Genomic DNA, 25,441 nt, shown 5'->3' with positions numbered 1-25,441 from the left:
GTGAACTACATCGGTGTAACTACTAGATGTTGTGGTCCAAACGTAGGACTGCGCGGGCCGGTTCGCAACTCGCCGCGGGAGGTCGCACCGAAGTCGCTGGTCAGCACCCACGCCGGCGTGACGCCCGGGCGTGTCGCGCGAGCCCTCCAGATCCTCCCGCGAAACTGTCAGCACCGTATCCATTCTACGCTCATGACACGGCTCGTGGGAGACCCACGGCAGCAGGGCGCCCCCGGCCGCCCGAGCCGCCGGGGGCGCCCTTTCTGCGATCTCGTACGGCTATCGCCTATCCGGTGGGCGGGTCCCTGTGCAGCTGTTCATCCGCCGGGGACGTAAAGCCGCGTTCCCGGGCGGATCAGGGAATTGTCCAGACGGTTTAACCGCATGATTTCCTCGACCGTCGCATCGACGTCGCGGCCTTCCGCCGTCACCGCGTCCGCGATGCTCCACAGCGTGTCGCCCTTTTCCACGACGACCCACGGCAGGCCGGCGGTCGCGGGAATCCCGGCGGCCTCGGCGGCGAATCCGGCCGCCCTCGTCCCGAGCCAGAATCCGCCCAGCGCCACGGCCGCGACCAGGGTCACCACGGCGGCCCTGCCCCGCCTGGTCAGGCGCAGCGGCGCGGGCCTTTCGAGGCGCGAAGATACAGACCTTTCCCGGTGCGAAGACACGGGCCCATCGCGACGCGGCGTGGACCTTTCAGGGCGCGAAGACACGGGCCTTTCGCGACGCAGCGCGAGCCTTTCGCGGCGGGAAGACGCGGACCCATCGCGACGCGGCCCGAGCTTTTCCCGGCGCGAAGACGCGAGCTTTTCGCCAGGAGGCACGGGCCTTTCTCGACGCGAAGACGCGAGCTTTTCGCGATCCCGCCCGCCGCGCTCGGCCGCCACGCCTTCCATAGCCGGGCCGCGCCCCGGCCCGCCCGTTCCCTGCTCGGTCGGACCGCGTCCGACGCCTCTCCCCTGGGGTGTCGTGATACGCAAGGTCGCGGCCTGGTGTGTCGTCACCCTGAAACGCCGCCCCCGCGCCGGCCGTCCGCGACCCGGAAAGGCTCCCCGCCCCGGCGTCTCGCGCGTCGCGCCGGCCTGGCACTCACGGGTGTCGCCCGGATCGCTCCGGACGCCCTCACGGTCTCGCCCGCCGCGAGCCGTACGGGAGCCGTCGGCCCCGCCGGTGATCACCGTGCCGGGACGCGGCGGGGGAACCAGCCACAGCGCCGGGCCGTCCGCGCGGCGGCGGGCGGCGGACGCCGCACGCGCCCGGCCGTTCGAATGCCGGGGTTCGCGCGTGAGGTCGGCCAGAAGGGTGAGGTTCGCGTCGTTTTCGCCTGGCTGGTCCGGGATTCTGGTCGTCGGCATGAATGGCCTCCCGCCCCCTCGCGTCCGAAACCGGCCGAACAAAAGATCGGCGAATCGAACACGATGTCGATCGAACTCCCGTACGATGGTGTACCACAGCGAGACGACAATTTCGAGGAAGACTCGAACACCTGTTTGAGATTGATCTTCGACGGCGATATCGTCGCTGTGAGCGACATGAGGACCACGGACCGGAAGGTCCGCCGGTGAGGAGGTAGAGGGGCATGACCGAGCGCGATGACGACAACGGGGTCACCGACCTCGCGGTGCGCAGGCGTGACTCCCTGGGACTCACTCCCAGGCAGCGCAAGATCCTTGAAGTGATCCGCGATTCCGTCCAGCAGCGCGGCTACCCGCCGTCGATGCGCGAGATCGGCGAGGCGGTGCAGCTCACCAGCACGTCCAGCGTGTCTCACCAGCTGACCGCGTTGCAGCGCAAGGGCTACCTGCGCCGCGACCCGCACCGGCCGCGCGCGCTCGAGGTGCGCCTGCCGGGCGAGCCGGTGCTGTGGGTCGACCCCGACGCCGAAGACGTGGAGCCCACGGTCAACCGGCCGACGGCCGCGTATGTGCCGCTGGTCGGCCGCATCGCCGCCGGTGGCCCGATCCTGGCCGAGGAGAGCGTGGAGGACGTCTTCGCCCTGCCCAAGCAGCTCGTCGGCGAGGGCACGCTGTTCCTGCTCCAGGTCACCGGCGACTCGATGATCGAGGCGGCGATCGCCGACGGCGACTGGGTGGTGGTCCGCCAGCAGCCCGTCGCCGAGAGCGGCGACATCGTGGCCGCCATGATCGACGGCGAGGCGACCGTCAAGACGTTCAAGCGCAAGGACGGGCACGTGTGGCTGGTCCCGCACAACCCCAACTACGACCCGATCCCGGGCGACGAGGCGAGCGTCCTGGGCAAGGTCGTGGCGGTGCTGCGCAAGCTCTGACCCTCCCGCGCCCCGCGTCGTCAGGAGAGCCCGGAGTCCGCGCCGCGCGGGCTCCGGGCCGCTCGGCCATCGTGCCGTGCCCGCTCTTAGACTGGCCCGGTGAATGACACTTTCCGGGCAGAAGAGCTGAAGGCGCTACGAGACGGAGTGAAGTGGTCCAAAGCGGGTCCGGGAGTGATCCCCGCCTGGGTCGCGGACATGGACTTCCCCGTCGCCCCCGTCATCCGCGAGTCGCTCCAGCGACGGATCGTCACCGACCTCGGCTACCCGACCTGGGACGAGCACAGCGCCCCGCCGCCGCTCATCGACGCCTTCACCGAGCGGATGGAGACCAGGTACGGCTGGCGGCCCGAGCCCGGCATGGCGCGGTCGTTCACCGACCTCAACCAGGCGCTCCAGGTGATCCTGCACCTCGTCACCGAGCCCGGCGACAAGGTGGCCCTCCACACCCCCGCCTACAACGCCTTCGTCGCCTCGCTGACGGAGATGAACCGCCCCATCCTGCCCATCCCGGCGCTTTCCGACGGCGACGGCTGGCGCTTCGAGCTGCCCGACCTGTCCGGCTGCCGGGTCCTGCTCCTGGTCAACCCCCACAACCCCACCGGCAGGGTGCTCACCCGCGAGGAGCTGACCGAGCTGGCCGAGGCCGCCGAGCGCCACGACCTGCTGGTGATCTCCGACGAGATCCACGCCGACCTGGTCTACGCCCCGCACCGGCACATCCCCTTCGCCACGATCCTCCCCGAGCGGACGATCACGCTCACGTCCGCGTCCAAGGCGTTCAACCTCGGCGGCGTCCGCTGCAGCGTCGCGCACTTCGGCCACGCCCCCACCCGCAAGGCGGTCTGGTCGATGCCCAGGTTCCTGTACGGCGAGGCGAACCTGTTCGGCGTGGAGGCGACCATCGCGGCGTGGCGGCACGGCGACGCCTGGCTGGAGGAGATCATGGCGTTGCTCGACCGCAACCGCCGCATGATCGCCGAGGCGCTGCCCGAGGGGGTCGGCTACCGGCTCCCGCAGGCCACCTACCTGGCCTGGCTGGACTTCGGGCGGCCCGGCACGGCCGAGCGACTGGAGCGGGAGGCGGGCGTGCTGCTCAGCGGCGGGGAGCACTTCGGCCCCGGCGGCGAGACCTTCGCCCGGCTGAACTTCGCCACCTCCCGTCCCATCCTGGAGGAGGTCCTGCGCCGGATCCGCGATCACGCCTGACCCGGCGTGCGGGGGTGCGGCCGGGCCGTACCCCCGCACGGATCACGGCAGCGGCGGCAGCTCCGGAGGCGTGGCCGGGGGACGCTCGGCCAGGGCGGCCAGGGCCAGCTCGACCGCCTTCTCCAGCTGGGGGTCGCGCCCGGCGACCCGGTCCTGCGGCGTGACGACGACCTCGACGTCCGGGTCGACGCCGTGGTTCTCGATGCCCCAGCCGGGCCCCTCGATCCAGATGGCGTACCGGGGCTGGGTCACCACGGTGCCGTCGACCAGGGAGTAGGCCGAGTCGATGCCGATGACCCCGCCCCACGTGCGGGTGCCCACGAGCGGGCCGATGCCCCGGTTCTTGATGCCCGCGCTGACGATGTCCCCGTCGGAGCCGGCGAACTCGTCCGTCACCGCGACGATCGGCCCGCGGGGGGAGTCCTCGGGGTAGCGCATGGGCTCGTAGCCGCGGGCCAGGGCCCAGCCGGTGACGCGGCGGCCGAGCTTCTCCAGCACCAGCTCAGACACGTGGCCTCCGCCGTTGTCGCGCACGTCGACGACGAGCCCGTCGAAGCCCATCTCGGTGTGCAGGTCGCGGTGGAACTGCGCCCAGCCGACGGCGGCCATGTCGGGCACGTGGAGGTAGCCCAGCCGCCCGCCGGACAGCTCGCGGACGAAGGCGCGGCGGTCCTCGACCCAGGCGTGGTACCGCAGCGGCGTCTCGTCCCGGATGGGCGTGACGACGACCCGGCGCGTCTCGCCGCCCGCCGCGGGCCGGACGGTCAGCTCCACGGGCCGCCCCGCCATACCGGCCAGGGAGGCCAGCGGGCCGCGGACGGGGTCGACCGGGCGGCCGGCGACCGCCACGATCGCGTCGCCCTCCCGGACGGCCACGCCGGGGGCCAGCAGCGGCGAGCGGGCCTCGTGGTCGGAGGACTCGCCGGGCAGGATGCGGGCGACCCGCCAGACGCCCTCCTCGTCGCGGACCAGGTCGGCGCCCAGCAGGCCCTGGCGGCGCCGGGGGTCGGCCGGCGAGCCGTTGGGGCGGGCGTAGGCGTGGGAGGTGGCCAGCTCGCCCTGCACCTCCCACAGCAGGTCGATCAGCTCCGAGTAGGCGCCGATCCGCTCGACCAGCGGCGCGTAGCGGTCGAGCACGCCCTGCCAGTCGACGCCGTTCATGTCGGCGCGCCAGAAGTGGTCGCGCATGAGGCGGCCGGCCTCGTGGAACTCCTGGCGCCACTCGGCCACCGGGTCGAGCGTGACGCGCACGCGGTCCAGGTCGATGGTGACGACCTCGTCGCCCTCCTCGGCGGCGCGGGTCTGCAGGCCGTGCTTGCCGCTGATCACCAGCCGCGTGCCGTCGCCGCTGACCTCGAAGGCCCGGTACTCCTTGCCGAGCTCGCCCTTGGACCGCTTGGCCAGGTCGTAGCGCTCCAGCACGGGCTCCTCCCGCTCGCTGCCGTCGCCGAGCGTGCCCGCCTGGGGGTAGCGCAGCCACAGCAGGGCGTCCTTGGCGGCGCGCAGGTTGCCGTACTCGCCCGAGGGCACCGGTACCGGGACGATCCGGGCGCCGAGACCCTCCAGGTCGACCTCCGTGACCGGCGGCCGCTTGTCGCCTTCATTCGATTTATCGGATTTAGAGGATTTGCCAGCCTTGCTGGGCGAGTCGTCGGAGTCCTCGCCGTTGAAGCCCCGCCCCCGCAGCGACGGGTCGAAGGGCGAGGGCGTGGTCGCCTTGAGCGGCACCAGGTAGGGGCGGCACGCGCCCTGGAAGGACAGGTCGAAGACATGCGCGTCGTAGGCCGGGTCGAAGGTGCGCACCGACAGGAACGCCAGGTGCTTGCCGTCCGGCGTGAAGACCGGGTTGAAGTCGCGGAACCGCGGCTGCGTCACCGCCACGGTCTGGCTGCCGTCGACCCGTCCCATCTTGACGTGGCCGCGCCAGGGCGCGTACGGGTGGGTCCACGCCAGCCACGCCGAGTCCGGGGAGAAGGCCAGGTCGTCGGCGTTGCCCTGCGTGGTGCGGTCCAGCTCGCGGACCGTGCCCGTCTCCAGGTCCACCACCAGGACCCGGCCGTCGTGGGCGGCCACGGCGGCGTGCCTGCCGTCCGGCGCGGTGGCCAGGTCGATCACCCTGCCGAGCTGCCCGGCGGCCAGCGTGCGCAGCTCGCCGCCCGGCGTGCCGACCTCCAGCGCGTCCTCTCCCGTGGCGTCCGACACCCACACGGCCCGGCCGTCGCCGCCGAGCGTGCGCGGCAGCCGTACCCGGACGCCCGGCTCGGCCCGCAGCACACCCGCGGGCCCGTCACGGTGGGTCACCCAGTGGGCGGTGCCGCGGATCTCCACCACGCTGGCCCGGCCGGTGCGGTCCGGCGAGAAGGAGCCGACGCGGGTGGGCGCGGGCCGCGGCGCCCTCGCCGGTCGCGGCCCGCCGAGCCTGATCTCCAGCCTGGACGGCTCGGCCTCCAGGCTCTCCAGCAGCCACAGGTCGCCGCCGGCGCCGTAGACGACGCGGCGGCCGTCGGTGGCGGCGTTGCGGGCGTAGAAGCCGGTGTGCGAGGTGTGCCGCCGCAGGTCCGAGCCGTCGGGCAGGCAGGAGTACAGGTTCGAGGTGCCGTCGGTGTCGGCCAGGAAGGCCAGGCGCTCCCCCACCCACATGACGCAGGAGTGCTGGGCCGGGTTGTCGGCGAACAGCCTGGTGAACTCGCCGTCGCCGGTCGCGTCGACCCAGATCTTGCCCGCCGTGCCGCCGCGGTAGCGCTTCCACTGCCACGGCTCGCGCCAGTACGACGAGACCGTCGCCACCTTCCCGCCGCTGACCGCCGCCTCGCTCACCCACCCGTACGGCAGGCGCTCGGCGGGCCCGCCGTCGAGGGGGACGGCGTGCGCCCAGGTCCGGGAGCGGGAGGCCTGCGCGGCGGACGTCACGGCTAACACGCGCCCGTCGGCGGTCCAGCCGCGCACGGCGGTCAGCGGGTCGGCCCAGTGGGTGAGGCGCTCGCCGGCCGGTCCGTCGAGGTCGGCGGCCAGCACCTCCGGCGCGCCCTCCCGGGTGCTCGTCCAGGCGATCCGGCCGCCGTCGGGCGAGAAGCGCGGGAAGGAGACGGGAACCCGGTCGGCGGTGAAGCGCCAGGCCCGGCCCCCGTCGAGCGGAGCCACCCACACGTCGTCGTCGGCGACGAACGTGATGAGCTCCCCGTGGAGATGTGGATGTCTGAGGTATGCGCCATTTGTCACAAGCGCACCCTAATTCGGATCACCGGCACGCCGCCCGCCGATAAACGCGGCCCACAGCGAAACGCCCGGACCCCGCACTGGGGTCCGGGCGATGCGCGGCCTGGCTCAGGGAACGATGTTGACCAGCTTGGGCGCGCGGACGATGACCTTGCGCGGCTCGCCCGACAGGTAGCCCTGGACCTTCTCCGAGGCCAGCGCCAGCGCGCGCAGCTCCTCCTCGGAGATGTCCGGCGAGACCTCCAGCCGGTCGCGGACCTTGCCCGCCACCTGCACGACGCAGGTGACCGACTCCTGGACCAGCAGCACCGGGTCGGCCTGCGGCCAGCCCGCCAGCGCGACGGTGCCGGTGTGGCCCAGCCGTTCCCAGCCCTCCTCGGCGGTGTACGGCGCGACCAGCGACAGCATGATCGCCAGCACCTCGGCGGCCTCCCGGACGGCCGGGTCGGCGGGCCCCGGGCCGCTGTCGATGGCCTTGCGCGCGGCCGTGGTCAGCTCCATCATGCGCGCCACCGCGACGTTGAACCGGTAGGACTCGATCAGCTTGGTGACCTCGTCGACGGTCCGGTGCGTGACGCGGCGCAGCTCCAGGTCGCCCTGGTCGTACGGCACGCCGGGCTCGCTGGCCACGTCGGTGAACACCCGGAAGGCCCTGGCCAGGAACTTCTGCGAGGCGGCCGGCGAGACGTCGGCCCAGTCGATGTCGTCCTCCGGCGGACCGGCGAACACCATCGTCAGGCGGACCGCGTCGACCCCGTAGGCGTCGATCTGCTCGCCCAGGTCCACGCCGTTGCCCAGCGACTTGGACATGGCCTTGCCCTGGTTGATCACCTGGCCCTGGTTCAGCAGGCGCACGAACGGCTCGGTGAAGTCCAGCATGCCCATGTCGTGCAGGACCTTGGTGAAGAACCGGGAGTACAGCAGGTGCAGCACCGCGTGCTCGACGCCGCCGACGTACTGGTCGATCGGGCCCCACTTGCGGACCTGCTCCACGTCGAACGGCCCGTCCTCATACCCCGGCGAGCAGTAGCGCAGGAAGTACCACGAGGAGTCGACGAAGGTGTCCATGGTGTCGGTGTCGCGCTTGGCGCGCCCGCCGCACTTGGGGCACTCGACGTCGACCCAGTCGGTCGCGGCGGCCAGCGGGGAGACGCCCTTGGGGGCCAGCGCCTCGCCGCGCAGGTCGGGCAGGGTGACCGGCAGCTGCTCGTCGGGCACCGGGACCTCGCCGCAGTCGCCGCAGTGGATGATCGGGATCGGCGTGCCCCAGAACCGCTGGCGCGACAGCAGCCAGTCGCGCAGGCGGAAGTTCACCGTGGCCCGGCCCTTGCCGTCGGCCTCCAGGATGTCGATGATCCGGCGGATGGCCTCGGCCTTGGGCAGGCCGTCCAGCGGGCCGGAGTTGACCAGGACGCCCTCGCCGGGGGTCGCCACGCCGCTCTCGGCCGGGTCGGGCAGCCCGGTTTCGACCACGACGCGCACCGGCAGGCCGAACTTGCGCGCGAAGTCCAGGTCGCGCTGGTCGTGCGCGGGCACGGCCATGATCGCGCCGTGGCCGTAGTCGGACAGCACGTAGTCGGCCGCCCAGACCGGGATGCGCTCGCCGTTGACCGGGTTGATCGCATAGCGGCCCAGGAAGACGCCGGTCTTCTCCTTCTCGGTGGACAGCCGCTCGATGTCGCTCAGCTTGGCCACCGCGCTGCGGTAGGCCTCGAACGACTCGCGCCGCTCCGGCGCGCAGATCTCGTCGGCCAGCGGCGCGTCGACGGCGACCACGAAGAAGGTGGCGCCGAACAGCGTGTCGGGACGGGTGGTGAAGACCGTGACCGGCTCCTCGCGGCCCTCGATGTAGAACTGGACGTCGGCGCCCTCGGAGCGGCCGATCCAGTTGCGCTGCATGGTCAGCACGCGCTCCGGCCAGCCGCCCTCCAGCTGCTCCATGTCGTCCAGCAGCCGCTGCGCGTAGTCGGTGATCTTGAAGTACCACTGGGTCAGCTCACGCCTGATCACCTCGGCGCCGCAGCGCTCGCAGTGACCGGCGATGACCTGCTCGTTGGCCAGCACGGTCTGGTCGTTGGGGCACCAGTTGACCAGGCCGCCCTTGCGGTAGGCCAGCCCCCGCTCGAAGAAGCGGATGAACAGCCACTGGTTCCACTTGTAGTACTCGGGGTCGCTGGTGTGCAGACGGCGCGACCAGTCGAAGGAGACCGCATAACGCCTGAAGGAGGCGGCCTGCGTCTCGATGTTGGCGTAGGTCCACTCGGCCGGGTGGGCGTTGCGCTTGATCGCCGCGTTCTCCGCCGGCAGGCCGAAGGAATCCCAGCCGATCGGGTGCAGGACGTTGTAGCCCCGCTGGAACCAGTAGCGCGCCACCACGTCGCCCAGCCCGAAGGCCTCGCCGTGGCCCATGTGGAGGTCGCCGGAGGGGTAGGGGAACATGTCCAGCATGTAGCGCCGCTCGCGGGGGTCGGCGGGATCCTCGCTGGCGCGGAACGGTTCCATCTCCTCCCAGCGCTGCTGCCACTTGGCCTGCAGCGCCTGCGGGTCGTACTCACTCACGGCGGTGTCCTTCGGTTGGCTGAAGACCCATTGGCTCGGGACCCATAAGAAAACCCCTCGTGCACACAACGAGGGGCAGCCGCGACGGCGAGAGTCCTACGGCCGTCGCGGCCCGCTAAGAAGCAGGGTCCCGGGACGCATATACCAAGAGTAGCGCACCTCTTCACGGGAATGCCGGTCCTCGGGGGATACGGCCCGGCACAATGGACGCTTCAGATCTGGCGAGATCTGATGGTGATGTTTCCGTTGTGACCTCTTCTGTCCTATTACATTACTCTCGTCGCCGTGACCGATCCGCTCCCCTCCGAAGAGCCGGGGGAGGACCTGCCGCTACAGGACCCGCCCACCGACCCTTTCGGCGTGCGGATTCACCACGGCTTCGCGCGTTTCCCTGCGGAACCCCCCGCCCCGCATGAGATCATGCCCGATGCGGCAAATTCGGACATAACCTCGGGAGGTACGGCAGCAATGGCGTCGGAGAAGTCCGAAGCATCCCACCTGCCACCGGCCTGGCCAGAGCTGCCACCGCAGGAGGTCCCCACCAGCTGGCCGGAGGCGCCCCGCCAGGACCCCGTTCCGGCCTGGGCGGAGCCGCCCAAGGCGGGCGACGGCGGCCAGTCGGCGTGGTCGAACCTCAACACGCCCGCGCCGTGGCCGCCACGCGACACGCCGCAGCAGGGCACCTGGCCCCCGCAGCCGTCCGCGGACCGGCAGCCGCCGGCCGACCCGTTCGCCCCGCTGAACCCCGACCCGTTCGGGCAGCGCCTGGGGGCGGCCGGGACGGCGCAGCAGCCGCCCACGGGTCCGCACTCGTCGGCGTCCGGTGGCGGTCACCAGGAGAACCCGCCGCTGCCCGCGTGGGCGGCGCAGGAACCGGCCGCGGCTCCGCCGCCTCCCGCCTGGCCGCAGGAGGCCACCGTCCAGGCGCACGACGCGACCGGGCGTCCCGCGCCCGAGGCGACCGGGCGGCCCATGCCCGACGCGACCGGGCGGCCCATGCCCGAGGCGACCGGGCGCTCAGCGCCCTCCGGCGACCCGCTGGAGCGGACCGTGGCGTACACCACCCCGCCCCCGGCCGACCACACCCGGCCCGGCGGCTCCTCCGTCCCGGGCGACACCGGCCGGGGCGGCCATGCCGTACAGCCCGGCCAGAACGGGCAGCCTGGACAGCTCGGCCAGGGCGGGCAGCCGGGCCAGGACGGACGGGCAGGCGACAGCGGGCGGCCCGGCGGCAACCTCGGCCGCGACCCGTCCGACCCCGACCGGCCCTTCGTGACCGCGGGCCAGATCAGCGGCTCGCGCACCCCGCCGCCCGACCGCCAGCAGGAGCTCTGGAACGCCGTCTTCTCCGACGCCGACCAGGAGGACTCCTTCGACGAGCCCGGCAAGCCGGTCTGGATCTACGCGCTGTCCGGCTCGGTGGCCGTCGCGCTCGTCATCGGCCTGGTGTGGGCGTTCCTGGCCGGTCCGCTGGCGAGCGAGAAGCCGAGCACCGCCGCGAGCCAGCCGGCCAAGTCGCCCGCCACGCCGAGCAAGTCCGCGCCCGCGACCAGCAGGATCCCCCGGCTCCCCAAGTACCCGGGCGAGGCCTCCCCCGTGATGGGGCGGCTGACCGACGCCGCCGCCGGGATCAACATCCCGAGGCTGGGCGGCAAGTGGCTGCTGGACCAGCGTCCCCTGGTGCAGTCCACGTACGGCTACCGCACGCGGCAGTACGTCCAGACGGGCCTGGACGCGACGGGCAAGCCGGTCTTCGCCCAGGTGCTGACCGGGCCGCTCCCCGCCAAGCTCGCCGCGGCCTACACGGGCCCGGACAGCCTGGAGCAGGTGATCAGGAAGGTCGTGGTGGACGCGCGCAAGCGCTTCTTCCCGGTGCCGAACACGGTGAAGACCGCCGCCCGGGAGAAGCTCAAGGTCGGCGGCCAGGTCAACGCCTACTCGCTCAAGGCGGGGGATTTCACGGCGACGGTCGTCGTCGCGGCCGTCAACACGGGCGGCGACGTGCCCGCGATCGTGTACATGGCGGTGCCGGGCGACAGCAAGGCTTTGCTGCCCGACGTCAACACGGTGTTCAAGTCCATCAAGCTCAACACGGCCGGCTGACCTCGCGGGCGCGGCACTTCTCGTCCTTGGCGTGCCCACCCCTGAGGGTGCCCTTCGCCGACGTCCCTTGCCCCACCGCCCCGCCCGCCGACGTCCGCCGAGGGGCGGGCTCGGGGCGTCCGCCCGGCGGGTTCAGCCGGTGCGCCAGCCGTACTTGATCAGAAGGTTGCGCGCGTCGTCCGCCACCGCGACGTCGGCGACGATGTCGTAGCGCGCGGCCACGATCGCGTGGCGGGAGACGAAGTCGCGGCGGCCGCGCATGGTGAAGTGCGCGGCCAGTCCGAAGGCCGCGCCGAAGAGCGCGCCGTCCGCCACCCCGCTGAGCACCAGCGCGAGCACCGGCCCGCTCGCCGCGAACAGCCCCACCAGCAGGCCCGCCATGAGGCCGAACCGCGCGCCGGTGGCCGCGCCCATCCCCGCGGAGCGCGTCACGGTCAGGCGGCCCAGGACCGTCTCGGCGGTCCTCAGGCCGGAGCCGACGATGCCGGCCCGCTGGATCGGGAAGCCGTTCTCCGCCAGGAACGCGACCGCCTTCTGGGCCTGGTCGTAGGTGTCGTAGGAGCCGACGACGGGACGGTCGCCGACCCCCGCCCACCCGACGGCCGGAGCCGTCTCGATCATCGTGGGTCCTCCTCACTCCCAACGCGGAAACCGGGGTCCGGCGCGACCGGGGCGCACCTCACTTAGTGAGGAACGGGGTTTCGCCCTTGGCGATCTCCACCTTGCGCGGCTGGGCCTGCTCCAGGACCGGGATGCGGACGACGAGCACGCCGTTGTTGCAGGCGGCCTGGATGCCGTCGGCGTCAAGGTGCTCAGGCAGGTAGACCCGGCGCATGAAGGCGCCCTTGGGCCGCTCGTCGACGAACAGCCGCTCGCCGTCGTCGTAGGTCTCCTCCCGCTTGCCGCTCACCGTGAGGATCCCGCGGTCGACGGTCACCTCGATGGAGCCGGGGTCGATGCCCGGCACGTCGAAGCGGAGGACGACCTCGCCGGGCCGCCTGATGCCGTCCATCGGCACCATCCCGGCGGTTCCATGCAGGACGTGGCGGGTCAGCTGCTCCAGCTCCTTCAGGATCGGGTCGAACGACGTCAGCAGCATCTCACCACCTCCGAGACCAGATGGTCGCTCTCAATACCTCTATATCCACCTACAGAAAAGTTTAAACTCGATTTGTAGGTTTGTCGACCCGGGTCCGGCTAGAAGGTGCACTCCATGTGCTTGATCCCGTTGATGAAGTGGGAGTGCAGCCGGTCGGGCCTGCCGCCCTCGATGTGCGGCAGGCGGGTGAGCAGCTCGCGGAACATCAGCGTGATCTCGCGGCGGGCCAGGTGGGCGCCCAGGCAGAAGTGCGGACCCGGGCCGCCGAAGCCGACGTGGGGGTTCGGGTCGCGCGTGATGTCGAAGCGCAGCGGGTCGTCGAAGACCCGCTCGTCGCGGTTGGCGGACCAGTAGTACAGCACGACCTTCTCGCCCTTGCGGTAGGCGTTGCCGTTCATCTCGCAGTCGCGGGTGACCTTGCGGCGCATGAAGTTCACCGGCGAGGCCAGGCGGACGATCTCCTCCACCGCGCCGGGCAGGCGCCCCGGTAGATCCTCCAGCAGCAGGGCGCGCTGATCGGGGTTCTTGGTGAGCAGGCGCAGGCCGTAGGAGATGGCGTTGCGCGTGGTCTCGTTGCCGGCGACCACGAGCAGGATGAAGAACGAGCCGAGCTCCTGCATGGTCAGGCGCTCGCCGTCGATGTTGGCGTTGACCAGCGCGGAGGTCAGGTCGTCGGTGGGGTGCTCGGCGCGGTGCGCGGCCAGCTCCTGCACCAGCTGCTGCAGCTCGTGCCCGGCGGTGAGCAGCTGCGTGGCGACGTTGTCCAGATCGGTGTACTCGGGGTCGAAGCCGCCCAGGATCCTGTTGGAGCGCTCGAAGACGAACCGGTAGTCGCCGGGCGGGATGCCCATCATGTCGCAGATGATCTTCAACGGCAGGCGGGCGGCGACCTCGGTGACGAAGTCGCAGCCGGGGCCACGGGCGATGAGGTCGTCGACGATCCGGGCGGCGGCGGCCTCGACGTCGGCCTCGAACTGCTTGATCATGCGCGGCGTGAAGGCGCGCGAGACGATGCGGCGGAGCCTGGCGTGCCGGGGATCGTCCATGTTGATCATCGAGCCGAAGTACTCGGCGAACTCGGCCGGCATGTCCGGGATGTTCGTCGCGCCGCCGTCGCCCGAGCAGAACAGCTCGGGGTTGCGACTGGCCTCCAAGATGTCCGCGTGCCGTACCAGAGCGTGGTAGCCCGGGCCCTTGGGCGCGAAGGAGATCTCCATCTCCTCGAAGAAGGCCGGCTTGTCGAGCTCGCGCAGCCGCCGGAAGGCCTCCTCGCGCTCGGCCATGGGCCGCGCCCAGAACTCAGGCGCCGACAGGTCGAAGTCGATCACGCTCATAAGAACATCGTTCTAAAAGCGGCCACTTACGTCAATGGCTTACGGCGTAAGTCACAAAATGCGTGGCGGGTCCGGAAGATCGCTCGCTATCCTCACCGCGTGACCTTCTTCCACCTGCGTTGACGACCCGCCGGCGGGCCGCGGCCCGACCCACCGCCGGCGATGCGGGACGGCTGTCCGCCGTCCCGGGTCTCGACGTGGGGAAGAACAGGTGCTTCTGCTTGCCCGGACCATCCGGGGCATCGAATCTCTGGTGTGTCAGGAGATCGGCGGGGGCGTGCGCCGCGTGCGCCACCGCGAGGTGTGGTTCGACGCGGCCGCTCCCCCGCGGCTGCGGCTGGCCGACGACGTGCTGGCGCTGGTGGCCGTGGCGCGCGGCGTCCACCCGGGGCGTACGGCGCTGCGGCGGCTCGCGCGGGCCGTCCTGGAGGCGCCCCTGCCCGGCGCCGGGAGGTGGACCGGCCTGGACGTGTCGGCCTCCTTCCTCGGCCGCCGCTCCTACACGCGCTACGACATCGAGGACACGGTCGGCGAGGCGCTCGCCCGCCGGTTGCGCCTGCCGTACCACTCGCGCCGAGCGGGTACGGCGCCGCCGCCCGGCACGATGGCCTGGCGCGTGACGATCGAGGGCGAGGAGGCGGCGATCGCGATGCGGCCGGCCGAGCGGCCCCTGCACCGCAGGCCGTACAAGGTCGGCTCGGTGCCCGGCACGCTGCACCCGCCGCTGGCCGCGGCGATGGCCCGGCTGGCCGGGCCGTGCGGGCTCGTCCTGGACCCCTGCTGCGGCGCGGGCACGACGCTCGTCGAGGCGCACGCCGTCGCGCCCGGCGCCCGCTACCTCGGCACGGACGCCAGCTCGGAGGCCGTGCGGATCGCCGCACGCAACGCCGCCGGACGCGGCATCACGTGGGCGGTGGCCGACGGCGGGCGGCTGCCGCTGGCTGACGGATCGGTCGACCGCGTGCTGGTCAACCCGCCGTGGGACCGGCAGGTGCGCGGCCTCGGCGTGCTCGCCGGGGATCCCGGCCTGCTGTGGCGGGAGGTGGACAGGGTGCTGACCGGCGCGGGCCGCGTGGTGGCGCTGCTGCACGAGCCCGCGCTGCCCGAGAAGTACGGCCTGCGCGTGACTCGCGAGATCCCCGTGAGCCTGTTCGGCCGGCACCCGGTGATCACCGTAGCCAGTCGAGGATGAGGGCGTTGACCTCGTCGGGGCGCTCCAGGTGCAGGAAGTGGCCCGCGCCGGGGACGACCTCGGCGCGCGAGCCCTCCGGCAGGTGAGCCGTCACGTCCTTGACCAGGTCGGCCCCGATGCAGCCGTCCCGCTCGCCGTGCAGGTACAGCACGGGCCTGGAGGGCTTGGGCGGCTCGGGGTGGCGGCCGGAGGGCGGGGTGGTGCCGAGCATGGCGCGGTAGTAGCCGACGGCCGCGGCGAGGTTGGCGGGGTCGCCGAGGCTGCGCCGGACGAACTCCAGGTCGCGGGTGGCGTCGTAGCCGGGCGACCAGTCGGCCCACAGGCCCTCCAGGAAGCCGGGGGACGCCGCGGCGGTCTCGGCCAGGCCGGTCTGGAAGAGGAAGATGTAGAAGGACCTCTTCAGCTGCTCGTAGCCGAAGAATCCCGACAGCAGCGCCTCGACGGGCGGCGCGGCCAGCGCCACGGACCGCCGGAACCGCTCGGTGGTGCCGTAGACCGGGTAGGCGCCCCAGTCGTGCCCGATCACCACCGCGTCGGAGTCGCCGCCCAGCTCCTCGTGCAGCGCGTTGACGTCGGCGACGAGCGCGCCCACCTCGAAGGAGGACGGCACCTCGGTGGGCGCGTACCCCCGCATGAAGGGCGCGACGGCGCGATATCCGCGCTCGGCCAGCGCCGGCATCAGGTGGCGCCAGGTGTGCGCGGTGTCGGGGAACCCGTGCAGGCACATCGCCAGCGGCCCGTCACCCAGTGCCAGGTATGCGAACTCCACGCCGTTGGCATGGATCGTCCTGATCTCCATAGCGGGGAACCTAGCACCGCGCCGCGCCGGACGGAGCCCCCAGCGCGATGGGCCAGACGACGAGCAGGTAGCCCTCCCTCGGGTCGTTGGGCCGGGCGGCGCGGGGGCGCCTGCCGTGGACCCGCAGGCCGTAGCGCCCGGCTCCCTGGAAGGTGAGGTTGGGCTGCGCGTCGGCGTGGAAGCCGGCCAGCTGCATGATCCCCGTGGTGGTCACGAACTCGATCTCTTCCACCTCCTCCCAGCTCGTGTGCTGTTGGGGCGGGCGCTCGTGCCGCCAATTCACCCAGACGCCGATACCCAGATGCCGATATCTCCGGATCTCTTCTCGGTCCGGATGACCACGCAGTCCGGCGACGCGGCGACCAGCCCCTCCGGGAGCGCGGGCTGCGTCGCGACGTCCTGGTAGGGGTTGACGATGCGGAGGCGGTGATCGCGCGTGAGGGCGACCCCGCGCGCCGGCGGCGGGAGCGGCGGCGGCGCGTCGGCGAGCCGTACGGTCACGTCGACGACGCCGGTGTGGATGCCGGTCAGGATCACCGCGCCGCCGACGTCGCCGGCGACCAGGCCGTTGGGGACGTGGGGCCGGATCGTGGCCCCCGGCTCGGACAGGAGAAGCTGGTGATAGGAGACGTGCACGTCGGCGCGTGCGGCCGGTAAGTGGATCACCATTCGTAGCGTAGATGCTTGATCCCGTTGATGAAGTTCGACAGCAGGAAGTCGGGCTCGCCGACCGAGCGGATGGCGGGCATCCGGGTGAACAGCTCGCGGAACATCACGGTCATCTCGCGGCGCGCGAGGTGGGCGCCCAGGCAGTAGTGCGGGCCGGGGCCGCCGAAGCCGACGTGGGGGTTGGGGTCGCGCGTGATGTCGAAGGCGTCGGGGTCGTCGAAGACCGTCTCGTCGCGGTTGGCGGAGTTGTAGAACAGCAGGACCTTGTCGCCTTTCCTGAAGATGCCGTGGTCCCGGGTGAGCGTGCGGCGGAACTGGATCACCGGGGTGGCGTAGCGGACGATCTCCTCGCAGGCCCTGCCGATGTGCTTGTCGAAGTCGCTCAGCAGCAGCTCGCGCTGCTCGGAGTGGTCGGTGAACAGCTTCAGCCCGTAGGCGATCGCGTTGCGCGTGGTCTCGCTGCCGGCCACGACCAGCAGGATGAAGAACGAGCCGAGCTCCTGCGGGGTCAGCGACTCCTCGCCGTTGACCAGCAGGCTGACCAGGTCGCCGGTGGGGTTCCTGCGGCGCTCGGCGCCCAGGCGGGCGGCCAGGCGGTTGAGCGAGTGGCCGGCGTGGAGGAGCTTGGCGAGGCCGCGGGCGACGTTCCAGCGGGAGAAGTCCGGCTGGATGCCCGTGTATTCGGGGTCCGCGTTGCCGAGGATCACGTTGGTACGGCGAAGCACCAGATCATGAAATTTCGGGGGAATCCCCATCATGTCGCAGATGACGCGCACCGGCAGCCGGGCCGCGATCTGCGCGACGAAGTCCCCCGGCCCCTCCCGCATCGCCTCGTCCACGATCTGCGCCGCGGCCTTGGCCAGGTCCTCCTCCATCTGCCCGAGGATGCGCGGCGTGAAGGCGCGCGAGACGATCCTGCGCAGCCGGGCGTGCCGCGGATCGTCCATGTTGATCATCGACCCGAAGTACACAGCCAGCCACCTGGGCATGTCCGGGATGCTGTTGGAGCACGGCTCGCTGCTGAAGATCGCCGGATGGCGGCTGGCCTCCACCACGTCCGCGTGCCGTACCAGCGCGTAGTAGCCGGGGCCGCCGCCGACGAAGGGCACGTGGTTCTCCCGCACGAACACCGGCCGGTCCAGCCGGCGCAGCTCGCGGAAGGCGGCCATCCGCTCGTGCTGGGGCAGGGCCCAGAACGGGATCTGGGAGAGGTCGACGTCCATGCCCCCAGAGTTGAGCAAGTGCTCACTTACGTCAAGGCGCCAGGATGAGGTCCGCGGCCTTCTCCCCGATCATGATCGCGGGCGCGTGGGTGTGCCCGCGGTTGAGCGTCGGCATGATCGACACGTCGACGACCCGCAGCCTCTCCAGCCCGCGCACGCGCAGCGACGGGTCGACGACCGAGCCGGGGTCGGTGCCCATCCGGCACGTCCCGACCGGGTGATAGAGGGTCTCGCCCCTCTCCCGCACCCACTGGGCCAGCTCCTCGTCGCTCTCCGGGTCGCGGTAGGGCGCGAGCGGCCCGCCCGCGTACGGCCTCATCGCCGAGGTGGCGAAGACCTGCTTGGCCACCTTCAGCCCCTCCACCAGCCGCCGGACGTCGGCCTCGCTGGTCAGGTAGGCCGGGTCGATCACCGGCTGGCCGCCGCTCAGCGTGATCCGCCCCCGGCTCTCCGGCTGCAGGAGGATCACGCCGACGGTCAGGCCGTGGTCCTCCGGCTTGTCCAGGCCGTGGTTGATGAACGGCCCTGGGGCGAAGACGAGCTCGACGTCCGGGGCGGGCTCGGCCGGCGAGGTGCGGATGAAGGCCACCGCCTCGCCGACGTTCGTGGTGAACGGCCCGGACCGGAAGATCACGTACCGCAGGAGGTTGACCAGGGTGTCGGCCTTGACGAGCGTGACCGGCTGCTTGCACTCGACGTAGACGCCGGTGGCCAGGTGGTCCTGGAGGTTCCTGCCGACCTCCGGCAGGTCGCGCACCACCTCGACGCCCTCGTCGCGCAGCTCGTCGGCGGGCCCGACGCCGCTGCGCAGCAGGATCCACGGCGAGCCGATCGCCCCGGCCGACAGGATCACCTCGCGGCGCGCCCTGATCTGGCCGCCGCCCTCGCGCTCGACGCCCACCGCGCGGTTGCCCTCGAACACCACCCGGCGCACGGTCGAGCCGGTGACCAGGCGGAGGTTGGGGCGCTTGAGCGCGGGCCGCAGGTAGGCGTCGGCCGCGCTCCAGCGCCGCCCGCGGCTCTGCGTGACCGGCGTGGGGCTGTAGCCCTCGTTGGAGGGGCCGTTGAGCTCCTCCAGCCGGGTGAAGCCCATCTCCTCGCACGCCTTGAGGAACGCCTTGGTCGTGACGTTGGGGCTGCGCAGCTCGGAGACGACCAGCGGGCCGGCCTCGCCGTACACGCCGCCCCTGTTGCTGCCGACGCGCCGCTCGGCCTTGCGGAAGTACGGCAGGACGTCCTCATAGCCCCAGCCGGGGACGTCCCACTGGTCGTAGTCGAGGCGGTGGCCGCGCACCCACATCTGGGCGTTGAGGCTGGAGGAGCCGCCGACGACCTTGCCGCGCGGCCAGTACAGCTCGCGCCCGGCCATCTCCGGCTGCTTGGCGGTGCTGTAGTTCCAGTCGTACTCGGTCTTGAACAGCTTGGGGAACCCGGCGGGGATGCGGATCTCCAGCTTGTCGTCCTTCCCGCCGGCCTCGACGAGCGCCACGGACACCTCCGGGTCCGCGGAGAGCCTGTTGGCCAGGACGCAGCCGGCCGATCCCGCGCCAACGACCACGTAGTCGAACTCCATCGGCTCCTCCTGGAGGCAAGCGGCTAGCTCCTTGCATACTCCCGCCGCGCCCCGCCGTCCATATGGATTCGTAACCTTTGTTACCTACCAGTTGGTATGGCCGTGCTGCCAGGATGGGCCGCAGAACCCCGTCATGAGGAGAGGCGTCCCATGCTCAACCTGTCGGTCGTCCTGGAGGACAGCGCGCGCAACGTCCCCGACCGCACGGCGGTGGTCTTCGGGGACCTGCGCCTGCCGTACTCGATGATCAACACTTTCGCCAACCAGGTCGCCAACCTGCTGGTGTCGCGCGGCATCGGCAAGGGCGACAAGGTGGCGCTGGCCTGCCCGAACCTGCCGTACTTCCCGTTCGTCTACTTCGGCATCCTCAAGACCGGGGCCACGGTCGTGCCGCTGAACGTGCTGCTGCAGGCCAGGGAGATCGCCTACCACCTGCAGGACAGCGAGGCCAAGACGCTGTTCTGCTTCGAGGGTACGGCGGAGCTGCCGCTGGGCGAGCGCGGCAAGGAGGGCTTCGAGGCGGCCCCGGGCTGCGAGCACTTCTTCGTGCTGCCCGCCACGCCGCTGGCCACCGAGTCGCCCTACGGCGAGTCGATCTGGGCCGCCCTGTCCGGCATGCCGGGCGAGTTCGAGACCGTGCAGACCGGGCCCGACGACACCGCGGTCATCCTCTACACCTCCGGCACCACCGGCCAGCCCAAGGGCGCCGAGCTGAGCCACCAGAACATGCTGCTGAACTGCATGGTCAGCGACGACATGTTCCCCAAGAGCCCCGACGGCGACGTGTTCCTGGCGGTGCTGCCGCTGTTCCACTCCTTCGGCCAGACCTGCGTCATGAACGTCGGCCTGCGCCGCCGCGGGACGCTCGTGCTGCTGCCCCGCTTCGAGCCGGGCGACGCGCTGGAGCTCATGCGCAAGGAGGGCGTCACCTTCTTCGCGGGCGTGCCGACCATGTACTGGGGCATGCTGAGCAAGATCCACGCCGAGGGCGCGGAGGTGCCCACCACGCTGAAGGTCGCGGTCGCCGGCGGCGCCTCGGCGCCCGTGGAGGTGCTCAAGGACTTCGAGCAGACCTTCGGCGTCGGCATCCTGGAGGGCTACGGCCTGTCGGAGACCTCGCCGGTGGCGTGCTTCAACCAGCCGGGCCGGCCCACCAAGCCCGGGACCATCGGCACGCCGATCTGGGGCGTGGAGATGAAGCTCATCGACGGCGACTGGAAGACCATCGAGGGCGAGGGCCCCGGCGAGATCGCCGTGCGCGGGCACAACGTCATGAAGGGCTACTACAACCGGCCCGAGGCCACGGCCGAGGTCATGCGCGACGGCTGGTTCCGCACCGGCGACATCGCCACCCGCGACGCCGACGGCTACTACGCGATCATCGACCGCGCCAAGGACATGATCATCCGTGGCGGGTTCAACGTGTATCCGCGCGAGCTGGAGGAGGTGCTGATGACGCACCCGGCGGTCTCGCTCGCGGCGGTCGTCGGCGTGCCGCACGAGTCGCACGGCGAGGAGGTCAAGGCGTACGTCATCCGCACGCCGGGCGCGACCATTACCGAGGACGAGCTCATCGCGTGGTGCAAGGAGAACATGGCGGCCTACAAGTACCCGCGCATCGTGGAGTTCCGCGACTCGCTGCCGATGACGGCCACCGGCAAGATCCTCAAGCGGGAGCTGCGCTAGCGGCCGGTACGGCGGGCGTCCGTGTCGTGGACGCCCGCCGCGGACCGCCCGGCGTGAGGGCGCCGTCCGATCTCGACCGTTCCTCTACGCGGGTCTCCCCCTGTCTCCACGCTTCCTGCACATGCGGCGCCTACGGTGTGCCGGGTGAGCGTCCCCCTTCCCGTCAGGCTCGTCGGCGTCGTGACCGCGGGCCTGCTCGCCCTCGCCCTGCACGTCGGCTGGCTGGTGACACAGTACGGGCTGCTCGCCCTCCCCCTCGGCGCCGCGGCCCTCCTCGCCGCGCTGTCCGTCTACGGGACGGCGCTCGCGGCGCTCGCGCGGCGAGCGGGCCGCCCCGCGTTCTGGACGGGCATGGCACTGGCGGCGCTGGGCCTGCTCGGCCCGGTGGCGCTGCTGGCGTGGCCGGAGGCCCGGGTAGCGGTGCGGTTCGCCGTCGAACGCCCGGCCTTCGAGGCGGTGGCCGCGCTGTGGCGGGAGGACCGGCTGCCCGCGGCGGACGGCTACCTCGGCGCGCGGCTGCCCGGCCCGCTGTGCTTCGTCTCGGCGAACTGCCACGTCACGTCCTTCGGACCGGACGTGCTCTACGTGCCCGACCGGCTCGGCATCCCCGACGACTCCCAGGGATACGCCTACTTCGCCGGGGAGGTGGACAGCGGGCCGTACGACGGGTACGGCATGCTCATCTGCCCCGAGATCCGGCTGTCGGAGCGGTGGTGGTGGATGGGGCGGTGCTGACCCGCCCCATCCAGCCCGCCCCATCCAGCCCGCCCCATCCAGACGGTCAGGACAGCCGCGCCAGGGCCTCCCGCAGGCCGCCCAGCCCGATGGGGCCCAGCGCGAGCGCGGCGGTGTGCCAGCGCTTGAGGTCGAAGCCCGGCTTGGCCGACGCCTCGGCCCGCGCCTCCAGCCAGGCGCGCTCGCCCAGCTTGTAGGAGATCGCCTGGGCCGGCCAGCCGAAGTAGCGCAGCACCTCGGGCTCGATCACGTGCGGCTCGCCGCGTCCGCGGTGGCGCAGCACCTCGCACGCCTTCTCGAACGTCCACGCGCTCCCGTCGGGCAGCGGCAGCTCCAGGTGGACGCCGATGTCGATGACGACGCGGGCGGCGCGCAGCGCGGAGGCGGCCAGCATGCCGAGCCGGGTGCCGGGGGCGGTGAACCAGCCCAGCTCGTCGGCCAGCCGCTCGGCGTACAGCGCCCAGCCCTCGCCGTGGCCGCTCACGAACGACAACCTGGAGTAGCGCGACAGCTTCTCGCCCGCCACGACGGCGGCGCCGAGCTGCAGGTGGTGGCCGGGGACGCCCTCGTGGAAGACGGTCGTCAGCTCGTTCCAGACCGTGAACCTCTCGCGCCCGCCCAGCGGCCACCAGGTACGGCCCGGCCGCGACAGGTCCTCGCTCGGCGGCGTGTAGTACGGCGCGCCCGACGTGGAGCCCGGGTTCAGCACCACGTCGATCTTGCGAAGCGGCTCGGGGATGTCGAAGACGACCCCGTCGAGCTCCTCGATCGCCCGCTCATGCTGCTCCTTCAGCCAGGCGTGGAAGGCGTCGGGCCCGGTCACGACCTGGGTCTCGTCGAGGTGGGCGATGGCCTCGTCGACCGTGGCGCCGGGCAGGACGGCCTCGGCCTCGCGCTCCATCTCGGCCTGGATGCGGTCGAGTTCGGCCCAGCCCCAGGCGTAGGCCTCGCGCAGGTCGATGTCGTCGCCCAGGGACAGGCGCGCGGCGACGGCGTAGCGCTCGGGGCCGACGGCGTCGCGCTCGGCGGCGCGCGGCGCGTACTCCTCGCGCAGGTAGCGCGCGATCTCGGCGTAGCCCGCGTGCGCGGCCCCGGCGGCCTCGGCCAGCTCGCCGGCCACCGGGCCGTCGCCGTAGGAGGCGACGAGGTCGTCGTGGGTGCCCACGTAACGCTCGGCCTGCTCGGCCGCCCCCAGGGCCTGGCGGCGGGCGGCCGGCAGCCCGCGCCGCAGCCCCTCCTCCAGGGACCGGCGCCAGCCCGCCAGCATGCCGGGAACGGCGGCCAGGTGGGCGGCGACCTTGCGCCACTGCTCGTCGTCGCCGTGCGGGAGCAGGTCGATGCTGTCCCTGACGCCGGAGACCAGGCCGAAGGGCGCGCTGAGGTCGCGGTACGGCTCGCCGGTCTCGTGCCAGGCGGCCATGGCCTCCAGCCGCTCGCGCAGGTGGGCGGCGGCCTGCCGGTCGGCCTCGCAGGTGGGGTCGAGGGCGGCGAGCCGGGACAGGGTGTCGCGGATCAGCGCCTCCCTGGCCGCGTGGCCATCGGGGCTGTAGTCGGTCGCCACGCCGAAGTCGCCCTTGATGCCGTTGTAGACGGCGTCGACGGGATCGAGCTGGGCTGCCTTGAAAACGTACTCGTCGCACAACTGGAAGATCGGGGTCACGCAGGCACGATAGCGTCAGATCCGGACCAATGTCGCCAGGGTTTCAGCCCGCCAGGAGCTTGCGCAGCAGCGCCCGGAGCTCGTCGTCGGCCTCGTCGCCCAGGATGCCGCGGACCTCCGCCTGGATCCGCGCCATGGCACGGCGAACCTCGGCCAGCCGCTCGCGGCCCAGGCCGGTCAGGTCGAGCGCGTAGCGGCGGCGGTCGTCCGGATCCCGGCCACGGACGACGAGCCCGGCCCGCACCAGCTCGTCGACGATCTGCGCGACGCCGGGTTCGGTGATGTCCAGCCGGCGCGCCAGCTCCTGCTGGGGGCAGGGGGCCAGGCGCTGGAGCGTCAGCAGCGCGCCGAGGTGGCGGGTGCGCAGCCCGAGCTCCGCAAGCTGGCCGTCGCCGATACGGCGCAGCCGGTGGTGCGCCTGGGCGACCAGGTGGCCGGTGCTCCGCACGGCCGCGTCGCCGGGCTCGGGGAGCAGCCGGCTCAGCAACTCGTTCAGCCGTCGCCGCTCGGCGGGCGTCAGGTGGGCGGTGACGCTGAGATCGTGGCCGGCCACCTCCTCCCGCATCTCGCCGAGCGCCCGGCGGCCCGCATCGGTCAGCGAGAGCAGGTAGGCGCGGCGGTTGGCCGGGTTGCGCTCCCGCGTCACGTAGCCGGCGGCCTGGAGCCGGTCGACGAGCCCGACCATGATCGTCCTGTTGATGCCGAGCCGTTCCGCCAGGTCCTGCTGGGAGCAGCCGCCCTGGTCGGCGAGCGCGTCGAGCACCACGAACTCGCGCGAGTCCGCCGCCGTGAACAGCAGGTACGCGCGGCGCAGCAGGTGTCCGAGCGATCGCTCCAGCAGGTCGTCCGCCACGTGCGGCATCCTATCCATCGTTGATAGTTAAGATGTTGACGGTTAATGGGATTGATGGTTAAGGTCGTGACATGACGAATTCCAGGCTCGACATGACGATGATGTTCGCGGTGCACGACGCGCTCCGGCGCGAGCTGACGCACCTGGCCCGGATCACCTCGCGGACCGGCGACGACCCCCGCCGCCTGCTGGCGGCGGCCGTGGGATGGGAGCTGTTCAAGGGCTACCTGCACGTCCACCACACCTCGGAGGACGACAAGCTGTGGCCCGCGATGCGGCGGGCGGTGGCCGGCAGGCCCGACGACCTGGCGCTGCTCGACGCCATGGAGGCCGAGCACGCGGTGATCGACCCCCTGCTGGCGGCGATCGACGCGGCGGTGGCCGACGCCGACTCCGGGCACGAACGGCTCGGCGGCCTGGTCGACCAGCTCACGACCGACCTGACCGGGCATCTGAAGCACGAGGAGACCGACGCCCTGCCGCTGATCGGCGCGACGCTGGGCGAGCGGGAGTGGACGGAGTTCGGGCAGGAGCACAGCAGGCGCGTCGGGCCCGACGCGCGGGGCTACCTGCCCTGGGTGCTCGACGGCATGGACGAGGAGCGCAGGGCCGCCATCCTGGGGCGCTTCCCGGAGCATCTGCGGGAGACCTACGCCCGGGACTGGCGGCCCGCGTTCGAACAGATCAGCAGGTGGGGGTGAGGCTCAGGGCAGGCAGCCGACGTGCGCGAGGGCCTGCTTGAGCAGCACGCCCTGCCCGCCGGTCATCTCCTGCTGCACCATGGGCGAGGCGGCCTCCTCGGGCGTGAACCAGACCAGGTCCAGCGCGTCCTGCCGGGGCCGGCAGTCGCCCGCGACCGGCACGACGTAGGCCAGCGACACCGCGTGCTGGCGCGGGTCGTGGTACGGCGTGACGCCCTGCGTCGGGAAGTACTCGGCGACCGCGAAGGGCTGCAGGGAGGCGGGGACGCGCGGCAGCGCCGCCGGGCCGAGGTCCTTCTCCAGGTGGCGCAGCAACGCGTCGCGCACCCGCTCCTGGTGCAGCACCCGGCCGGAGACCAGGGCCCGGCTGACCGTCCCGTCCTTCCCGATCCGCAGCAGCAGACCGACGTGCGTGACCGCGCCCGCCTCGTCGACCCGGACCGGCACGGCGTCGACGTACAGGACCGGCATCTGCGCGCGGACGGACTCCAGCTGCTCGGGGGACAGCCAGGCGGGCGTGGTTTCGGTCATCTCGCTCAT

21 protein-coding genes are annotated in these 25,441 nt (G+C 72.0%); 7 read left to right on the top strand and 14 right to left on the bottom strand.

Going from position 1 to position 25,441, the window contains the following annotated elements; all coding sequences use genetic code 11:
* Positions 1 to 317: 317 nt before the first annotated feature.
* Positions 318 to 587, bottom strand: a complete 270-nt coding sequence (locus BSB02_RS39935; RefSeq protein ID WP_158088734.1) for a LysM peptidoglycan-binding domain-containing protein — start codon at positions 585 to 587, stop codon at positions 318 to 320.
* A 995-nt stretch (positions 588 to 1,582) separates the two neighbouring features.
* Here BSB02_RS39935 and lexA point away from each other — a divergent pair.
* On the top strand, positions 1,583 to 2,290 hold the full coding sequence (lexA, locus tag BSB02_RS27095) for a transcriptional repressor LexA (protein WP_084963251.1): 708 nt from the start codon (positions 1,583 to 1,585) through the stop codon (positions 2,288 to 2,290).
* 99 nt (positions 2,291 to 2,389) lie between these two features.
* Positions 2,390 to 3,499, top strand: a complete 1,110-nt coding sequence (locus BSB02_RS27090) for a MalY/PatB family protein (RefSeq protein ID WP_240506675.1) — start codon at positions 2,390 to 2,392, stop codon at positions 3,497 to 3,499.
* Between the two features lie 42 nt (positions 3,500 to 3,541).
* Here the strand turns inward: BSB02_RS27090 and BSB02_RS27085 are convergent, their stop codons facing one another.
* Both BSB02_RS27085 and leuS read right to left on the bottom strand, forming a co-directional pair.
* Positions 3,542 to 6,718, bottom strand: a complete 3,177-nt coding sequence (locus tag BSB02_RS27085; RefSeq protein ID WP_084963249.1) for a S41 family peptidase — start codon at positions 6,716 to 6,718, stop codon at positions 3,542 to 3,544.
* A 105-nt stretch (positions 6,719 to 6,823) separates the two neighbouring features.
* On the bottom strand, positions 6,824 to 9,274 hold the full coding sequence (gene leuS / locus BSB02_RS27080) for a leucine--tRNA ligase (protein WP_084963247.1): 2,451 nt from the start codon (positions 9,272 to 9,274) through the stop codon (positions 6,824 to 6,826).
* Positions 9,275 to 9,742: 468 nt separating this feature from the next.
* Between leuS and BSB02_RS27075 the strand changes: the two genes are divergently transcribed.
* Positions 9,743 to 11,377 (top strand): hypothetical protein, encoded by a 1,635-nt coding sequence (locus BSB02_RS27075; RefSeq protein WP_084963245.1) that lies wholly within the window; start codon positions 9,743 to 9,745, stop codon positions 11,375 to 11,377.
* Positions 11,378 to 11,509: 132 nt separating this feature from the next.
* Here the strand turns inward: BSB02_RS27075 and BSB02_RS27070 are convergent, their stop codons facing one another.
* The 3 genes from BSB02_RS27070 to BSB02_RS27060 all read right to left on the bottom strand — a co-directional run bounded on the left by BSB02_RS27070 (position 11,510) and on the right by BSB02_RS27060 (position 13,810).
* Positions 11,510 to 11,998 carry a YflT domain-containing protein gene (locus BSB02_RS27070; protein WP_084963243.1) on the bottom strand — a complete coding sequence of 163 codons (489 nt, stop codon included), beginning with the start codon at positions 11,996 to 11,998 and terminating at the stop codon, positions 11,510 to 11,512.
* Between the two features lie 58 nt (positions 11,999 to 12,056).
* Positions 12,057 to 12,476, bottom strand: coding sequence for an Hsp20/alpha crystallin family protein (locus BSB02_RS27065; protein WP_084963241.1), 420 nt, complete (start codon positions 12,474 to 12,476; stop codon positions 12,057 to 12,059).
* Positions 12,477 to 12,574: 98 nt separating this feature from the next.
* Positions 12,575 to 13,810 carry a cytochrome P450 gene (locus BSB02_RS27060; RefSeq protein ID WP_084963239.1) on the bottom strand — a complete coding sequence of 412 codons (1,236 nt, stop codon included), beginning with the start codon at positions 13,808 to 13,810 and terminating at the stop codon, positions 12,575 to 12,577.
* 211 nt (positions 13,811 to 14,021) lie between these two features.
* On the opposite strand from BSB02_RS27060, the gene BSB02_RS27055 reads away from it, so the two are divergent.
* Positions 14,022 to 15,002: a methyltransferase domain-containing protein gene (locus BSB02_RS27055; protein ID WP_084963237.1), complete on the top strand. Its 981-nt coding sequence runs from the start codon at positions 14,022 to 14,024 to the stop codon at positions 15,000 to 15,002.
* Here the strand turns inward: BSB02_RS27055 and BSB02_RS27050 are convergent.
* The 5 genes from BSB02_RS27050 to BSB02_RS27030 are packed head-to-tail and all read right to left on the bottom strand — an operon-like array spanning position 14,980 to position 19,266.
* On the bottom strand, positions 14,980 to 15,801 hold the full coding sequence (locus BSB02_RS27050; protein ID WP_084963235.1) for an alpha/beta fold hydrolase: 822 nt from the start codon (positions 15,799 to 15,801) through the stop codon (positions 14,980 to 14,982). The genes BSB02_RS27055 and BSB02_RS27050 overlap by 23 nt on opposite strands.
* Positions 15,802 to 15,811: 10 nt before the next feature.
* Positions 15,812 to 16,033, bottom strand: a complete 222-nt coding sequence (locus tag BSB02_RS27045) for a hypothetical protein (protein WP_084963233.1) — start codon at positions 16,031 to 16,033, stop codon at positions 15,812 to 15,814.
* A 47-nt stretch (positions 16,034 to 16,080) separates the two neighbouring features.
* Positions 16,081 to 16,467: a hypothetical protein gene (locus tag BSB02_RS27040; RefSeq protein ID WP_143591205.1), complete on the bottom strand. Its 387-nt coding sequence runs from the start codon at positions 16,465 to 16,467 to the stop codon at positions 16,081 to 16,083.
* Positions 16,464 to 17,693 (bottom strand): cytochrome P450, encoded by a 1,230-nt coding sequence (locus tag BSB02_RS27035; RefSeq protein ID WP_084963229.1) that lies wholly within the window; start codon positions 17,691 to 17,693, stop codon positions 16,464 to 16,466. The genes BSB02_RS27040 and BSB02_RS27035 overlap by 4 nt, the downstream gene beginning before the upstream one ends.
* A 31-nt stretch (positions 17,694 to 17,724) precedes the next feature.
* Positions 17,725 to 19,266 (bottom strand): GMC family oxidoreductase, encoded by a 1,542-nt coding sequence (locus BSB02_RS27030; protein WP_084963227.1) that lies wholly within the window; start codon positions 19,264 to 19,266, stop codon positions 17,725 to 17,727.
* A gap of 150 nt (positions 19,267 to 19,416) precedes the next feature.
* On the opposite strand from BSB02_RS27030, the gene BSB02_RS27025 reads away from it, so the two are divergent.
* Positions 19,417 to 20,952 carry a long-chain-fatty-acid--CoA ligase gene (locus BSB02_RS27025; RefSeq protein WP_084963225.1) on the top strand — a complete coding sequence of 512 codons (1,536 nt, stop codon included), beginning with the start codon at positions 19,417 to 19,419 and terminating at the stop codon, positions 20,950 to 20,952.
* A 144-nt stretch (positions 20,953 to 21,096) separates the two neighbouring features.
* Positions 21,097 to 21,687: a hypothetical protein gene (locus tag BSB02_RS27020; protein ID WP_084963223.1), complete on the top strand. Its 591-nt coding sequence runs from the start codon at positions 21,097 to 21,099 to the stop codon at positions 21,685 to 21,687.
* A gap of 46 nt (positions 21,688 to 21,733) precedes the next feature.
* Here BSB02_RS27020 and BSB02_RS27015 read toward each other — a convergent pair whose 3' ends face one another.
* Together BSB02_RS27015 and BSB02_RS27010 are read right to left on the bottom strand one after the other, a co-directional pair.
* A complete protein-coding gene (locus BSB02_RS27015; RefSeq protein WP_084963221.1) occupies positions 21,734 to 23,347 on the bottom strand; it encodes a DUF885 domain-containing protein in 1,614 nt (537 codons plus the stop codon).
* A gap of 43 nt (positions 23,348 to 23,390) precedes the next feature.
* Positions 23,391 to 24,209 (bottom strand): MarR family winged helix-turn-helix transcriptional regulator, encoded by an 819-nt coding sequence (locus BSB02_RS27010; RefSeq protein ID WP_240506674.1) that lies wholly within the window; start codon positions 24,207 to 24,209, stop codon positions 23,391 to 23,393.
* A 62-nt stretch (positions 24,210 to 24,271) separates the two neighbouring features.
* Between BSB02_RS27010 and BSB02_RS27005 the strand changes: the two genes are divergently transcribed.
* A complete protein-coding gene (locus BSB02_RS27005; RefSeq protein WP_084963218.1) occupies positions 24,272 to 24,901 on the top strand; it encodes a hemerythrin domain-containing protein in 630 nt (209 codons plus the stop codon).
* A gap of 3 nt (positions 24,902 to 24,904) precedes the next feature.
* On the opposite strand, the gene BSB02_RS27000 is transcribed toward BSB02_RS27005, so the two are convergent.
* Positions 24,905 to 25,441, bottom strand: a complete 537-nt coding sequence (locus tag BSB02_RS27000; RefSeq protein WP_206184909.1) for an NUDIX hydrolase family protein — start codon at positions 25,439 to 25,441, stop codon at positions 24,905 to 24,907.

Source organism: Thermoactinospora rubra (genome assembly GCF_002093975.1).
Lineage (GTDB): Bacteria > Actinomycetota > Actinomycetes > Streptosporangiales > Streptosporangiaceae > Nonomuraea > Nonomuraea rubra_A.
The sequence above is the reverse complement of the archived record's forward strand: the minus strand, read 5'-3'. Positions and strand labels throughout refer to the sequence as shown.

Excerpts from the sequence above, each read along its gene's own strand:
- lexA (WP_084963251.1), top strand. The coding sequence starts at position 1,583 with ATGACCGAGCGCGATGACGACAACGGGGTCACCGACCTCGCGGTGCGC.
- BSB02_RS27075 (WP_084963245.1), top strand. The coding sequence starts at position 9,743 with ATGGCGTCGGAGAAGTCCGAAGCATCCCACCTGCCACCGGCCTGGCCA.
- BSB02_RS27070 (WP_084963243.1), bottom strand. The coding sequence starts at position 11,998 with ATGATCGAGACGGCTCCGGCCGTCGGGTGGGCGGGGGTCGGCGACCGT.
- BSB02_RS27065 (WP_084963241.1), bottom strand. The coding sequence starts at position 12,476 with ATGCTGCTGACGTCGTTCGACCCGATCCTGAAGGAGCTGGAGCAGCTG.
- BSB02_RS27060 (WP_084963239.1), bottom strand. The coding sequence starts at position 13,810 with ATGAGCGTGATCGACTTCGACCTGTCGGCGCCTGAGTTCTGGGCGCGG.
- BSB02_RS27050 (WP_084963235.1), bottom strand. The coding sequence starts at position 15,801 with ATGGAGATCAGGACGATCCATGCCAACGGCGTGGAGTTCGCATACCTG.
- BSB02_RS27035 (WP_084963229.1), bottom strand. The coding sequence starts at position 17,693 with ATGGACGTCGACCTCTCCCAGATCCCGTTCTGGGCCCTGCCCCAGCAC.
- BSB02_RS27030 (WP_084963227.1), bottom strand. The coding sequence starts at position 19,266 with ATGGAGTTCGACTACGTGGTCGTTGGCGCGGGATCGGCCGGCTGCGTC.
- BSB02_RS27025 (WP_084963225.1), top strand. The coding sequence starts at position 19,417 with ATGCTCAACCTGTCGGTCGTCCTGGAGGACAGCGCGCGCAACGTCCCC.
- BSB02_RS27010 (WP_240506674.1), bottom strand. The coding sequence starts at position 24,209 with ATGCCGCACGTGGCGGACGACCTGCTGGAGCGATCGCTCGGACACCTG.
- BSB02_RS27005 (WP_084963218.1), top strand. The coding sequence starts at position 24,272 with ATGACGAATTCCAGGCTCGACATGACGATGATGTTCGCGGTGCACGAC.
- BSB02_RS27000 (WP_206184909.1), bottom strand. The coding sequence starts at position 25,441 with ATGAGCGAGATGACCGAAACCACGCCCGCCTGGCTGTCCCCCGAGCAG.